A 14,441-nucleotide genomic window follows, 5' to 3' on the forward strand; every position below is an offset into this window, starting at 1 on the left:
GTCGGCAAACATCGCGGCCTTGCAAGGCCCCAACGGGAGAAAAAGACAGATGGCTCGGATCACGTTACGTCAACTGCTCGACCACGCGGCGGAGAACGATTACGGCGTACCGGCCTTCAACATCAACAATATGGAACAGGCGCTGGCGATCATGGACGCGGCCAACCAGGTCGACGCGCCCGTCATCATCCAGGCCTCGCGCGGCGCGCGCTCCTACGCCAACGACGTCATGCTCAAGCACATGATGGACGCGGTGACCGAGATCTATCCGCACATTCCGGTCTGCGTGCATCTCGACCACGGCAACGAGCCGGCGACCTGCATGACCGCGATCCAGGCCGGTTTCACCTCGGTCATGATGGACGGCTCGCTCAAGGCCGACGGCAAGACGCCCGGCGACTGGGCCTACAATGTCGGCGTCACCAAGACCGTGACCGACATGGCCCATCTCGGCGGCATCTCGGTTGAGGGCGAGCTCGGCGTGCTCGGCTCGCTCGAGACCGGCATGGGCGACAAGGAGGACGGCCACGGCGCCGAAGGCAAGCTCAGCCACGACCAGCTCCTGACCAATCCGGACGAAGCCGTGAAGTTCGTCAAGGAGACCAGGGTCGACGCGCTCGCGATCGCGATGGGGACGTCCCACGGCGCCTACAAGTTCACCCGCAAGCCGGACGGCGACATCCTCGCCATGAACGTGATCGAGGAGATCCACCGCAAGCTGCCGAACACGCATCTCGTGATGCACGGTTCGTCCTCGGTGCCGCAGGAGCTGCAGGACATCATCAACGCCTATGGCGGCAAGATGAAGCCGACCTGGGGCGTGCCCGTGAGCGAGATCCAGCGCGGCATCAAGAACGGCGTGCGCAAGATCAACATCGACACCGACAACCGCATGGCGATGACCGGCCAGATCCGCAAGGTGCTCAAGGACAGCCCGGAAGAGTTCGATCCGCGCAAGTACCTGAAGCCTGCGATGGAGGCCATGACCAAGCTGTGCAAGCAGCGCCTGCAGGAGTTCAACACCGCGGGGCAAGCCGCCAAGATCAAGAAGGTGCTGACCACCGCCGAGATGGCCAAGCGCTACGCCAAGGGCGAGCTGGATCCCAAGGTGGCGTAAGCGATCGCGAAGGTGGCGTAAAGCCGAGATATTCTCTCCGTCATTCCGGGGCGCCGCAAAGCGGCGAGCCCGGAATCCATAACCACGGCCTGGGGTTATGGATTCCGGGCCTGCGCCTTTCGGCGCATCCCGGAATGACAGTTTTGTTGTGGCACGGTACTTCCTCCCCCCTTACCCTGCGACGAACGTTAGCTCGGCAATTGCCCGAGAACGGTCTATTTTCACGGGCAAGGGCAGAATCGTTTTGGGAGGACCTCTCGATGAATCTGACTGAGCTCAACAGGATCGCGACCGCCATGGTGGCACCCGGCAAGGGTATCCTCGCCGCCGACGAATCCTCCGGCACCATCAAGAAACGCTTTGACGCAATCGGCGTGGCCTCGACCGAAGAGAACCGCCGCGACTATCGCGAGATGCTGTTCCGCGCCAAGGACGCCATGAGCCAGTACATCTCCGGCGTGATCCTCTATGACGAGACGATCTGGCAGGACGCCAAGGACGGCACGCCGCTGATCAAGCTGATTGAACAGAGCGGTGCCATTCCCGGCATCAAGGTCGACGAGGGCACGCAGGCCCTGCCGATGTGTCCGGGAGAGCTCGTCACAATCGGGCTCGACAAGCTCGCCGAGCGGCTCAAGAAATATTATGAGCGCGGCGCGCGCTTCGCCAAATGGCGCGCGGTGATCGACATCGGCAGCGGCATTCCCTCGATGACCGCGATCAGCGTCAACGCCCACGCGCTGGCGCGCTATGCCGCGCTGTGCCAGGCCGCGCAGATCGTGCCGATCGTCGAGCCTGAGGTGCTGATGGACGGCGACCACGACATCGATCGCTGCTATGAGGTCACGGGGCGCGTGCTCAACAAGACGTTCCAGGAATTGCGCGTGCAGCGCGTCGCGCTCGAAGGCATGGTGCTCAAGCCCAACATGGCGATCTCAGGCAAGAAGTGCGCAAAGCAGGCTTCCGTCGAGGAAGTCGCCGAGAAGACGATCCGGCTGCTGAAGGCCTGCGTGCCCGCGGCGGTGCCCGGTATCGCCTTCCTCTCCGGCGGCCAGTCGGATGAAGAGGCAACCGCGCATCTCAACGCCATGCACAAGCTCGGCCCGCTGCCCTGGGGCCTGACCTTCTCCTACGGCCGCGCGCTGCAGGCGGCGCCGCAGAAGGCCTGGTCCGGCAAGGCCGAGAACGTCGCGGCCGGCCAGCACGCCTTCAGCCATCGCGCGCGAATGAACGGCCTCGCCGCCAAGGGTGAGTGGCAAAGCAGCCTGGAACAGAAGGCAGCCTAGATCTTGTCGAACAAACCGCCTCCGCCGCGCCCGGCGCCGCGCCTTTACCTTGCGACGCCGGTCGTCGATGATCCCGCTGCGCTTCTCGCCGAGTTGCCGGGCCTGCTCGGCTCTGCCGACATCGCGGCCGTGCTGCTGCGGCTGAAGGAGACCGACCACCGCACCATGATCTCGCGCATCAAGGCGCTGGCGCCGCCGGTGCAGAAGGCGGGTGCCGCTCTGCTGGTCGAGGGCCATGCCGAGCTGGTCGCGCGCGGCGGCGCGGACGGCGCGCACCTGCCCGGCATCGCCGCGCTGAAGGAGGCGCTGCCGTCGCTCAAGCCCGATCGCATCGCCGGCGTCGGCGGGCTGACGACGCGCCACCATTCCATGGATGCGGGCGAGATGGGCGCGGATTACGTGCTGTTCGGCGAGCCCGATGCGAAAGGCCAGCGACCCTCGGCGCAAGCGATCGCCGAGCGGCTGGACTGGTGGGCCGAGCTGTTCGAGCCGCCTTGCGTCGGCTTTGCCATGTCGCTCGAAGAAGCCCACGACTTCGCCCTCAGCGGCGCCGATTTCGTGCTGGTCGGCGACTTCATCTGGTCCGATCCGCGCGGGCCCAAGGCCGCGCTGATCGAGGCGGACGCCGCGATCAAGAAGGCGCACGCGACGGCGAGCCAGAATCCTGCCGGCGGCGAGCACGGCTAGCGCCCGACATGAAGCTTCCCTGCATCACCATGCTGGCTACGTTGCTGCTCACGGTACCGGCGGCCGCGCAGCTCCAGATCACGCCGCCGGCCACCGTACCGAGCGCGGCGCCTGAGAAGCAGAAGCCCAAGCCGCCCGCGCCCGCCAAGAAGAAGGAGGCTGCGCCGAAGCCTTCGGCCTCGCCCAAGCCGGCCCCGTCCTCCAAGCCGACGCCGACCCCGACGGTGATCCCGGCGCCGCCGACCGACAATTCCAACGCTGATCTGGTGTACGGCGCCTATCAGCGCGGCCAGTACAAGACGGCGTTCGAGCTTGCCACCGCCCGCGCGCAAGCCGGCGATCCCAAGGCGATGACCATGCTGGGCGAGCTCTATTCCAACGCCATGGGCATTCGCCGCGACTATGCCAAGGCGGCCGAATGGTACAAGCGCGCCGCGGACGCCGGCGACCGCGAAGCGATGTTCGCGCTCGCGATGCTGCGCATTTCGGGCCGCGGCGGCCCGGTCGACAAGGGCGAGGCGGTCAAGCTTATGGCGTCCGCCGCCAAGCTCGGCGAGCCCAAGGCGGCCTATAACCTCGCTCTGCTCTATCTGGATGGCCAGACCCTGCCGCAGGACGTCAAGCGCTCGGCCGAGCTGCTGCGCCAGGCCGCCGATGCCGGCCTGGCCGAGGCGCAATACGCGCTCGCGACCTTCTACAAGGAAGGCACCGGCGTGCCGAAGGACCCGGAACGCGCGGTGCGGCTGCTCCAGGCCGCCTCGCTCGCCGACAATGTCGACGCCGAGGTCGAATATGCCATCGCCATGTTCAACGGCACCGGCACGCCGAAGAACCAGCCGGCCGCCGTCGCCCTGCTCCGCAAGGCTTCCCGCCAGGGCAGCGCGATCGCACAGAACCGGCTGGCGTGGGTGCTGATCAACGGCGTTGGCACGACCATGGACAAGGTCGAGGGCTTCAAATGGCACCTGGTGGCCAAGACCGCCGGCAAGGGCGACCCGGAGCTCGACAAGCAATTGTCCGACCTGCCGGCCGAGGACCGCGCCAAGGCGGAGGCCGCTGCCAAGAAATGGCTCGGAAACAAATGACTTGACCCAATGACTTGACGCCAGCGCCCCTGCAGGGCACCCAAGGCGTCAAACAGGCGCGATGCCCCGCCCCTTTCCCCCGATCAAGACCGAAAGCTCATGCTGTATTCCGCCACTATCAACGTCATGGTCAAGGCTGCGCGCCGTGCCGGCCGCAGTCTCAAGCGCGATCTCGGCGAGATCGAGCATCTCCAGGTCTCGCTGAAGGGGCCGGCGAACTTCGTCTCGCTTGCCGACAAGCGCGCCGAGGAGATGCTCTATCAGGATCTCGCCAAGGCCCGCCCCGGCTACGGCTTCATCGGCGAGGAAGGCGGCACGCGGGAAGGCAGCGACAAGAGCCATACCTGGATCGTCGACCCGCTCGACGGCACCACCAACTTCCTGCACGGCATCCCGCAATTTGCGATCTCGATCGGGCTGTCGCGCGAGGGCACGATCATCGCGGGCGTGATCTACAACCCCGCCAATGACGAGCTCTACATCGCCGAGCGCGGCAAGGGCGCCTTCCTCAACGACCAGCGCCTGCGCGTCGCCGGCCGCCGCCAGCTGAGCGAATGCGTGGTGGCCTGCGGCCTGCCCCATATCGGCCGCGGCGACCACGAGGAATTCCGCCGCGAGATGACGGCGATCCAGGACCGCGTCGCAGGGCTTCGCCGCTTCGGCGCCGCCTCGCTCGACCTCGCCTTCGTCGCCGCCGGCCGCCTCGACGGCTATTGGGAGCGCAATCTGCAATCCTGGGATATCGCCGCCGGCATGCTGATGGTGCGCGAAGCCGGCGGTACCATCAGTGACATCAAAACGCCCGGCGATGCGCTGGTGACCGGGGACGTCGTGTGCGGCAACGAGTACGTGCACGGGGAGCTGGTGAAGATTTTGCGGAAGGCAGCGTAAGGCGGGAGCTCGCGCTCCACATTTCGCTGTCATTCCGGGACGCGCCACTTGGCGCGGGCCCGGAATCCATTCATCGACTGTGATTGCGGCCCGATGGATTCTCAGATGCGCAATTGCGCATCATAGTTCGCGCTACGCGCGCCCCGGAATAACGGAAAGAACTGTCAGTGCCCGGTATGCGCCCGCGCCGGCGGGCCGTGGGGCTCGCGTTCCTTCGCCGCGACCGGCTCCCGGTCCCCGCCCAGCACGCGCTGCACCGAGACGAAGAACACCGGCACCATCAGCAGCGCCAGAATCACCACCGCGATCATGCCGCCCATCACGATGCTGCCCAGCGCCTGCTGGCTGGCGCCGCCGGCGCCATGCGCGATCGCCATCGGCAGCACGCCGCAGATGAAGGCGAGGCCGGTCATCAGGATCGGGCGGAAGCGCAGGCGGCAGGCCTCGATGGTGGCTTCCACCAGGGGCTTGCCTTCCTTCCGCAGATCCTTCGCGAACTCGATGATCAGGATCGCGTCCTTGGCGGCGAGGCCGATGATGGTGATCAGGCCGACGGTGAAGTAGACGTCGTTGGGCAGGCCGCGCAGCATGGCGGCGGCGACGGCGCCGACGATGCCGAGCGGCACGGTGAGCAGCACCGCGAGCGGAATGGTCCAGCTCTCGTAGAGCGCGGCCAGACACAGGAACACCACGAACACCGACAGCGCCAGCAGGAACGGCGCCTGCGAGCCGGACAGTTTCTCCTGCAGCGACTGCCCGGTCCATTCATAGCCGAAGCCGCGCGGCAATCTTCCCGCGAGCCGCTCCATCTCGGCGATGGCGTCGCCCGAGGTGAAGCCGGGCCTGGCTTCGCCGGAGATGCGCACCGCCGGATAATAGTTGAAGCCGGCGATCTGCGTCGGGCCGCGCGCCCATTCGACCGTGGCGAAGGACGAGAACGGCACCAGCTGGCCGCGGCTGTTCTTGACGTTGTAGTTGAGGATATCCTCGGTCCGCATGCGGTCGCGGGCGCCGGCCTGCACCACGACGCGCTGCATGCGGCCGCGGTTTGGGAAATCGTTGATGTAGTTCGATCCGAGGTTGGTCGAGATCGTGTTGTTGATGTCCTCGAAGGTGACGCCGAACGCGCCGGCCTTCTCGCGGTCGATCACGAGATTGACCACCCCCGCCTCGGGCAGGCCTTCGATATAGACCTTCTGCAGCACCGGGCTGGCATTGGCCTCCGCGATCAACTGGTCGGCGGCCCGGATCAATTGCTGATAGCCCTTCTGGCCGCGGTCCTGGAGACGGAACGAGAAGCCCGAGGAATTGCCGAGATTGTCGATCGGCGGCGGCTGCAGCGCCGAGATCTTCGCGTCGCGGATCGACGAGAGATCGCGGTTGATGTCGTTGACGATCGCTGCGGCGGAATCCTTCGGCCCGCGCTCCGACCAGTCCTTCAGGGTGATGAAGGCCTGCGCGGTGTTCATGCCCTGGCCGGAGAAGCTGAAGCCGGTGAGGAAGGTGACGTTATCGACGCCGGGCCGCGCGGCAAGATATTTCTCGACCTTCTCGATCACGGCCTCGGTGCGGCCGTAGGACGAATCCGACGGCGTCTGCACGTCGGTGGTGACGAAGCCCTGGTCGTCGACGGGCAGGAAGCCGCCGGGCAGATTGACGAAGGCCCAGGACAGGCCGACCAGCAGCGCGACATAGACCAGCATCAGGCGGCCGGTGCGCTTCAGCGAGAAGCCGACGGTGCTCGCGTAGCGAAACCGGCAGGCCTCGAGCAGATGATTGAACCGGCTGAACACAAAATTGGTCGAATGGCCCTGCCCCTTGGCGATCGGCTTGAGCAGCGTCGCGCAAAGCGCCGGCGTCAGCGACAGCGCCAGGAAGGCGGAGAAGCCGATCGCCGCGACCATGGTGACCGAGAACTGGCGGTAGATGATGCCGACCGAGCCCGGGAAGAATGCCATCGGCACGAACACCGCCATCAGCACCAGCGTGATGCCGATGATGGCGCCGGTGATCTGCGACATGGCCTTTCGCGTCGCCTCCTTCGGCGACAGGCCTTCCTCGGCCATGATGCGCTCGACGTTCTCGACCACGACGATGGCGTCGTCGACGAGGATGCCGACCGCGAGCACCATGCCGAACATCGAGAGCATGTTGATGGAATAGCCGGCGAGCAGCAGCGTGGTGCAGGCGCCCAGAAGCGCCACGGGCACCACGATGGTCGGAATGATGGTGTAGCGGATGTTCTGGAGAAACAAGAACATCACCACGAACACCAGCACCACGGCTTCGACGAGTGTCGTCAGCACCTTCTTGATCGAAGCCTCGACCACGGGCGTGATGTTGTAGGGAATCTCGTAGGTGATGTTGGCCGGGAAGAAGCGCGACAGCTCCTTCATCTTCTCTTCGACCGCGCTCGCGGTCGCCAGCGCGTTGCCGGTCGGCGACATCAGGACGGAGAGACCGGCGGTCGGCTTGCCGTCCAGCCGCGTATTGAACTGGTAGCTGAGACCGCCGATCTCGATGCGCGCGACGTCGCGCAGGCGCACGGTCGAGCCGTCGGCATTGGCGCGCAGGATGATGGCGCCGAACTCGTCCGGCGAGGAGAGCTGGCCCTTGACCAGCACCAGCGCGGAGGTGCGCTGGTTCGACGCCGAGGGCTCGGCGCCGATGCTGCCCGAGGCGACCTGCGCGTTCTGCGCGGCAATGGCCTTGTTGACGTCGTCGGCGGTGAGCCCATAGCCGACCAGCTTGGCCGGATCGACCCAGACGCGCAGACTGCGCTCGGTCGAGTACAGCGTGGCGCGGCCGACGCCGGGAATGCGCCGGATCTCGCCCAGCACGTTGCGGATCATGAAGTCGCCAAGCCCGACCTCATCCAGGCTGCCATCGGTCGAGTTCAGCGTGATGATCTGCAGCACCGCGCTGGAGGCTTCCTCGATCAGGATGCCCTGTTGCATCACCGCGCGCGGCAGGCGCGCCTCGACGCGCTTGATGCGGTTCTGCACCTCGACCGAGGCGGCGCTGGTATCGGTGCCCGGCTGGAAGTTGGCGATGATCTCGACCTGGCCGAGCGAATCGCTGGTCGATTCGAAATTGAGGATGTTGGCGGCGCCGTTGAGCTCCTCCTCGATCAGCCGCGTGACGCTGTTGTAGAGGTTCTCCGGCGAGGCGCCGGGATAGCTGGTCGAGATCGAGATCGAGGGCGGCGCGATGATCGGATATTGCGCGATCGGCAGCAGCGGCACGGCGATCGCACCGATCAAGCAGATGAACAGCGCGACCACCCAGGCAAAGATTGGCCTGTCGATGAAGAAACTCGCCATGGCGCGTTACCGCGTGAGATGCTGGGCGTGCCGATTGTCCGCGGTCGCGTCCGCTTCCGACCAGGATTGCGGCTTGACCTTGTCGCCGGCCGCGAACTTCTGGAACCCTTCGACCACGACCTTGTCGCCGGCCTTCAGGCCCTCGGTGACGAACCAGAGCCCGTCCTGCACCGATCCGGTGCGCACCGCCTGCACCGCGATGTGGTTGTCGTCCTTGACGACGAACACCTCGCTGCCGCCGCCGCCATTGCGCTGGATCGCCTGCTGCGGCACCGCGATCGCATCGGAATCGAGACCCTGGTCGATACGAACGCGGACATACATGCCCGGCAGCAGCTCGCGCTTGGGATTGGGGAACTCGCCGCGCAACGTCACCTGCCCGGTCTGGGCATCGACCTTGGCGTCGGAGAACAGCAGCTTGCCGTCGAGCGAATAAAGCGTGTTGTCGTCGAGCATCAGATGCACCTTGGCGGCATCGGAGGCGATGCGCTCGAGGTCGCCGGTTTCGAAGGCACGGCGGAGCTGGTTGAGCTCGGTCACCGACTGGGTGAAGTCGGCATAGATCGGGTCGAGCTGCTGGATGGTGGCGAGATTGGTCTCATTCTGCACCGCGAGGGCACCCTCGCTGACAAGGGCCGCGCCGACCACGCCGTCGATCGGCGCGCGCACGGTGGCGTAGTCGAGATTGAGTTTTGCCCGCGCAAGGTCGGCCTTGCGGCCTTCGACCTCGGCATGGGCCTGGCGTTCGGCCGCAATCGCCTTCTCGTTCTCGGCTTCCGGGGCGGCGCGATCCTTGGTGAGGGTGGCGATACGGTGCGCCTGCTGCCTCGCCTGCATCAAGGCGGCCTCGGCCTTGGCGAGCGCGGCTTCGTTGGCCATCACCTCGACCTCGAACGGGCGCGGATCGATGCGGTAAAGCGCATCGCCCGCCTTGACCTCGCTGCCCTGGCGGAACAGGCGCTCGACCACGATGCCGGACACGCGCGGCCGCACGTCGGAGACACGCGTCGGTGCGATGCGACCGGGTAGCTCGCGCACCACGGCACGCGGCTGCGGCTTGACGATGACGATGCTGACGTCAGGGTGGGCCGGCGGAGCGGCAGACACGGCCGAGCTGGATTCCTCGCAAGCGCCCAACAGCGGCGCTAAGGCCGCGAGCATCATTGCAACGCATGCCGATCGCGCACGAAGTCCTGACATGAAGTGGGGTGCCCCGATATTGTTGAAACTGATCACACTCCGCGCGCGGTCCGTTCTGGACCGTTTTGCACGCGGCTGATGTCGACAAAATAGAAGGCCGCTGCTGCGATGCAACGCACGGCACAGGCGGCTCATTGTCACACAGCCTATGATACTGAATTCAGAAGACTTTTTCCGTGTCACTTGATTGTGAGTCGCATTCCATCAGCGCGTGCTGCGACGGAACGGCGCAATCACGCGGCGGCCTTCATCCGGTAGTGGCTGACGCCCCATTCGGTTCCACGGGCGTAGCCGAACAGGCCCGATGTCGCGAGCAGGAACCAACGCCAGCGCCGCAGCCAAAGCGCGGTCTCCTCGCCATAGACCTTGCGCAGCGACGCCTCGATCGCGTCGCGATGCCTATCGAAATTGGCGAGCCAGTCGTTCGCGGTGCGCTGATAATGCGTGCCGCTCCAGCACCATTCCTTCTCGACCGTGAAGATGTCGTCGAATTGCCTGACGAGGTGATGGCTTGGCATCAGCCCGCCCGTGAAGACGTGCTGCGCAATCCAGTCGTCACGGTCGAGCCGGTCGAACAGCTGCGAGCCGGAGCGATGGGTGACGATTTGCATGAAGAACCGCCCATCGGGGGCGAGCCATGACCGCAGACGCGTCATCAGCTTGCGCCAGTTCATCATCTGCTCGAACATCTCGACCGAGACGATGCGGTCGAACTGGCCGTCGGGGGCGAACACGTTCATGTCCGCGGTGACCACGCGCAGGTTCAGCAGGCCGCGCCGCTGCGCCTGTTCCTCGACATAAGCGCGCTGCGCCTGCGAGGTCGACACCGCCGTCACCTTGGCGTGCGGAAATTGCCGCGCCATCCACAGCGACAGCGAGCCCCAGCCGCAGCCAAGCTCGAGGATGGTCTGGCCATCGGCAAGTCCGGCATGCTCGACGGTCTGACGCAGCGCCTCCTCCTCCGCCTCCTGCAAGGTGGTCGCGTCGGTCTTATAGAAACAGCAGGAATATTTGCGGCTGGGGCCGAGCACAGCGGCGAAGAACGCCGCGGGCACCTCGTCACGCCCGGCCGCGGCGCCCTCGGCGATCGGCCGCAACATCATCCGGCCGGCGAAGGCGGCATCGGCGGCTGCGTCATGGCCGGCGAGGCGCGTTGCGGTGCGGGAGCACAGGTGCTGGATCGCGGCGCGGATCACGACGTCCGGCAGCGGCACGCGTTCGGCAGTCCCGATAATCGCGGAAACGACGCTCATGCGCCCCCCGAATAGCGAACTTCTGCAGATACCCGCTTATCAAAGCGCCGCTTCCGGTCCGGGTTCCCGAGCCGTCCCCGAAATCGGCGTATCCGGCGCTTTTTTTGGGCTGGCGCTGTGCCATAGTGCGCACCGCAACCAAGCTTCGTAATGGATGATACCGGCCATGCCGTCAGGCACTTCGCCCCGCTCCACCATGGATATCGAGTATACCAAACTGTCCTCGCCCAGCGTTTTCCTGGTCCGGATGCTGGTCTTCCTGGTGTTGTGCACGCTGGTGAGCGTGGTGCTCTACAAGCAGATCATCCAGGCCTTCTTCGCCAATCCGGGGCTCAATGCCCTGATCGGAGGGGTGCTGTTCATCGGCATCATCCTCGCCTTCCGGCAGGTCATCCGGCTCTATCCCGAAGTGTCCTGGGTCAACAATTTCCGCATCGCCGATCCCGGCCTGGCGCCGGCGCGGCACCCGAAGCTGCTGGCGCCGATGGCGGCGATCCTCGGCGGCGAGCGCTCCGGGCGGATGACCATCACCCAGACCACCATGCGGCATTTGCTCGATTCGATCGCGACCCGCCTGGACGAAGCCCGCGACATCTCGCGCTACATGACCGGCCTTTTGGTCTTCCTCGGCCTGCTCGGCACCTTCTGGGGCCTGATCGAGACGGTCGGCTCGGTCGGCAAGGTGATCGACGGGCTCAAGGTCGGCGGCGATTCCGGGGCGCTGTTCGACACGCTGAAGGAGGGCCTCGCCGCCCCGCTCGGCGGCATGGGCATCTCGTTCTCCAGCTCGCTGTTCGGCCTCGCCGGGTCGCTGATCCTCGGCTTCCTCGACCTGCAATCGAGCCAGGCGCAGAACCGCTTCTACACCGACCTCGAAGACTGGCTGGCCACCACGGTGCGCGAATATGGCAGCGGCGAAGCGCCCGTTGCGGCAGGCGGCGGGGTCGCCAGCGGCGAGCTGCAGGCCGCGGTCGAACGGCTGCGCTCCGTGCTCGAGGAAGGCGGCACCAGCCGCGGCACCACGGCGGCGATGGCGAGCCTGGCCGAAGCGATCCAGGCGCTGGTCTCGCACATGCGCACCGAGCAGCAGATGATCCGGGAATGGGCCGACGGCCAGGGCGAGCAGAACCGCGAGATCCGGCGCCTGCTGGAGCGCCTCGCGCGGCAGCCGGAGAAGAGTTGAGAATAAAGTGGAGGGTCTCGTGCCCCGGACGCGGCGCAGCACGCAGTATGCGCCGCTGAGCCGGAGCCCAGAATCCTCTGAACGATAGTGGGTCCCGGCTCTGCGCAGCAGCGTTGCACGCTGCCGCGCGTCCGGGACACGAGAGTGGAGATCGACGGATATGGCTCTAGCGCGCGGCCGCCGCAGCGACGGCGCCTTCAACTACTGGCCCGGCTTTGTCGACGCGCTGTCGACGCTGGTGCTGTCGATCGTGTTCCTGCTGTCGGTGTTCCTGGTGGTGCAGTTCTTCCTGTCGCAGGAGGTCACCGGCAAGGACAAGGCGCTGGAGCAGCTCAACGCCAAGATCGCCCAGCTCAACGAGCTGTTGTCGCTGGAGAAGCTCGGCAAGCTCACGCTCGACGACCAGGTCTCGCAACTCAAGGCCGGGCTCGCCTCGGCCGAGAGCGAGCGGGACCGCATCAAGGGCCTCTATGACGGCCTGGCGGCCGCCGGCAATGACGCGCAAGGCAAGACCTCCGAGCTCGGCAAGGCGCTGGATTCGGAGAAGGCGGTCTCGGCGCGGGCGCTGGCGCAGATCGAGGTGCTGAACCAGCAGATCAGCGCGCTCAGGCGGCAATTGGCGGCTCTGGAAGAGGCGCTCGACGCGAGCGAGAAGCGCGACAAGGAATCGCAGAACCGCATTGCGGATCTGGGGTCTCGCTTGAATGTCGCCCTGGCGCAGCGGGTGCAGGAATTGTCGCGCTACCGCTCCGAATTCTTCGGCCGCCTGCGCGCCATCCTCGGCAACCGGCCGGATATCCGCATCGTCGGCGACCGCTTCGTGTTCCAGTCCGAAGTGTTCTTCGACACCGGACAGGCGACGCTGCTGCCCGAGGGCCGCGCCGAGCTCGACACGCTCGCGACCGCGCTGATCGAGCTCGACAAGAAGATCCCGGGCGAGATCCCCTGGGTGCTGCGTGTCGACGGCCATACCGACGTGCGCCCGGTCAACGGCCCGAATTTCAAATCGAACTGGGACCTGTCGGCGGCACGCTCGATCTCGGTGGTGCAATATCTGGTCTCGCTCGGCGTGCCCGCGCAGCGGCTCGTCGCGGCCGGCTTCGGCGAGTTCCAGCCGCTCGATCCCGGCAACACGGAGGAAGCCTACAAGCGTAACCGCCGCATCGAGCTGAAGCTGACGGAGCGGTAGCGGTGAGGGCCGCGCGATACTTACCACACCGTCATGGCCGGGCTTGTCCCGGCCATCCACGTATTTGCTTCCGCGTGCGCCGCTGCTCGTGGATGCCCGGGCAGAGGCGAGCGGAAGCGACGCCGTCCTTCGGACGGCTATGCCCGGGCATGACGACCTCATGATCCACCTCCGCCCCTATCGCCCCGAGGACGAAGCCGCCGCGATCGAGCTCTGGCATCGCACCTGGCAAGAGGCCTATCCGCAGATCGACTTCGCGGCCCGTCTGGAATGGTGGCGCGAGCGCTGGCGCAAGGATCTGGTGCCCAAGGCCTCCATCGTGGTGGCGGAACAGGATGGCGTGCTGACCGGCTTCGTCACCATCGACGGCGAGGGCTATCTCGACCAGCTCGTGGTCGATCCCGCGCATTGGGGCTCGGATGCGGCGCAGTTGCTCGTCGATGAAGCCAAGCGCTTGTCGCCCTCGGGCGTGACGCTGCTCGTCAACAAGGACAATGCCCGCGCCATCCGCTTCTACGAGCGCAACGGCTTTGCTCATGCCGGCGACGATGTGAACCCGACCTCCGGACGACCGGTGTTGAAGATGGTGTGGCGGGCGTGAGGCCTGTCACGGTGGGATCCCGCGACGTCCGTTAATCGTTCCAGCGAAGCAGCGAAGACAAGTGTGACGGAGATGGTCGATGAATCTGCGCGATCTCGCAAAAGGCTCCTCGGTCTTCCTGGGCGTCATCGTCGCCGGCTATCTGTCGACGAGCTATGTCGACCGGCGCTTCGCCTCGCTCGATACGAGCGGCCCTGCCCCACCGGCTTGCGTCGGCGAGGACGGCAGCTGGAAGAACTGGCCGTGGCCGAATGTGCCGGCGCTCTCGCCGAAGTGCCCCTGACCGGCGGCAGGCTCCGCCCAAAATATCGAAAACAACCCCATGCACAGTAGACGGCAACAGCGAAATCAACGGCTTGCGCAGGTCGCAGCGAAGCGCGTTTGACACGTCGGGCAAAGCAGGAGCATTTTGCCAGGATCGGGCATTGCGGTGAGGCGCGAAGCTGGTCCTCAGAATCCCGCTGTCATTCCCCGCGAAGGCGGGGAATCCGGTACGCCGCGACTTCTCGATTGATCACTCCCGTCTCGGAGTACTGGATCGCCCGTCTGCTGTTTAGCCCGGACAGATCACTGACGGGTGTTCGGAGACATAGCTGACACATCAAAATGGGCTGGATTGGTCGATT

Annotated in this window: 12 protein-coding genes; 9 read left to right on the forward strand and 3 right to left on the reverse strand. The window is 65.8% G+C overall.

Going from position 1 to position 14,441, the window contains the following annotated elements; all coding sequences use genetic code 11:
* Positions 1-49 precede the first annotated feature (49 nt).
* From fba to D6B98_RS37180, 5 genes are all read left to right on the forward strand, one after another.
* Positions 50-1,117, forward strand: a complete 1,068-nt coding sequence (gene fba / locus D6B98_RS37160; protein ID WP_126261906.1) for a class II fructose-bisphosphate aldolase — start codon at positions 50-52, stop codon at positions 1,115-1,117.
* Between the two features lie 260 nt (positions 1,118-1,377).
* Complete coding sequence (locus D6B98_RS37165) at positions 1,378-2,403, forward strand: class I fructose-bisphosphate aldolase (RefSeq protein WP_126261907.1); 1,026 nt, start codon at positions 1,378-1,380, stop codon at positions 2,401-2,403.
* 3 nt (positions 2,404-2,406) lie between these two features.
* The gene (locus D6B98_RS37170) at positions 2,407-3,090 is read left to right on the forward strand and encodes a thiamine phosphate synthase (RefSeq protein WP_164719117.1); all 684 of its coding nucleotides are present in this window, start codon (positions 2,407-2,409) and stop codon (positions 3,088-3,090) included.
* Between the two features lie 8 nt (positions 3,091-3,098).
* Positions 3,099-4,175, forward strand: a complete 1,077-nt coding sequence (locus D6B98_RS37175; RefSeq protein ID WP_126261908.1) for a tetratricopeptide repeat protein — start codon at positions 3,099-3,101, stop codon at positions 4,173-4,175.
* A 99-nt stretch (positions 4,176-4,274) separates the two neighbouring features.
* On the forward strand, positions 4,275-5,066 hold the full coding sequence (locus D6B98_RS37180; protein ID WP_126261909.1) for an inositol monophosphatase family protein: 792 nt from the start codon (positions 4,275-4,277) through the stop codon (positions 5,064-5,066).
* 164 nt (positions 5,067-5,230) lie between these two features.
* Here the strand turns inward: D6B98_RS37180 and D6B98_RS37185 are convergent, their stop codons facing one another.
* From D6B98_RS37185 to D6B98_RS37195, 3 genes are all read right to left on the reverse strand, one after another.
* Positions 5,231-8,389: a multidrug efflux RND transporter permease subunit gene (locus D6B98_RS37185; RefSeq protein WP_126261910.1), complete on the reverse strand. Its 3,159-nt coding sequence runs from the start codon at positions 8,387-8,389 to the stop codon at positions 5,231-5,233.
* Positions 8,390-8,395: 6 nt separating this feature from the next.
* Entirely contained in the window at positions 8,396-9,589 is a 1,194-nt protein-coding gene (locus tag D6B98_RS37190) for an efflux RND transporter periplasmic adaptor subunit (protein ID WP_126261911.1), read from the reverse strand.
* Positions 9,590-9,822: 233 nt separating this feature from the next.
* Complete coding sequence (locus tag D6B98_RS37195) at positions 9,823-10,842, reverse strand: SAM-dependent methyltransferase (protein WP_126261912.1); 1,020 nt, start codon at positions 10,840-10,842, stop codon at positions 9,823-9,825.
* Positions 10,843-11,008: 166 nt separating this feature from the next.
* Between D6B98_RS37195 and D6B98_RS37200 the strand changes: the two genes are divergently transcribed.
* The 4 genes from D6B98_RS37200 (at position 11,009) to D6B98_RS37215 (ending at position 14,098) form a co-directional block, all read left to right on the forward strand.
* The gene (locus D6B98_RS37200) at positions 11,009-12,025 is read left to right on the forward strand and encodes a flagellar motor protein MotA (RefSeq protein ID WP_164719119.1); all 1,017 of its coding nucleotides are present in this window, start codon (positions 11,009-11,011) and stop codon (positions 12,023-12,025) included.
* Between the two features lie 160 nt (positions 12,026-12,185).
* Positions 12,186-13,214 (forward strand): peptidoglycan -binding protein, encoded by a 1,029-nt coding sequence (locus D6B98_RS37205; protein WP_126261914.1) that lies wholly within the window; start codon positions 12,186-12,188, stop codon positions 13,212-13,214.
* Positions 13,215-13,374: 160 nt separating this feature from the next.
* Entirely contained in the window at positions 13,375-13,815 is a 441-nt protein-coding gene (locus tag D6B98_RS37210) for a GNAT family N-acetyltransferase (protein WP_126261915.1), read from the forward strand.
* Positions 13,816-13,894: 79 nt separating this feature from the next.
* The gene (locus D6B98_RS37215) at positions 13,895-14,098 is read left to right on the forward strand and encodes a hypothetical protein (protein ID WP_126261916.1); all 204 of its coding nucleotides are present in this window, start codon (positions 13,895-13,897) and stop codon (positions 14,096-14,098) included.
* Positions 14,099-14,441 lie beyond the last annotated feature (343 nt).

It is taken from the genome of Bradyrhizobium sp. LVM 105, assembly GCF_003957705.1.
GTDB lineage: Bacteria > Pseudomonadota > Alphaproteobacteria > Rhizobiales > Xanthobacteraceae > Bradyrhizobium > Bradyrhizobium frederickii.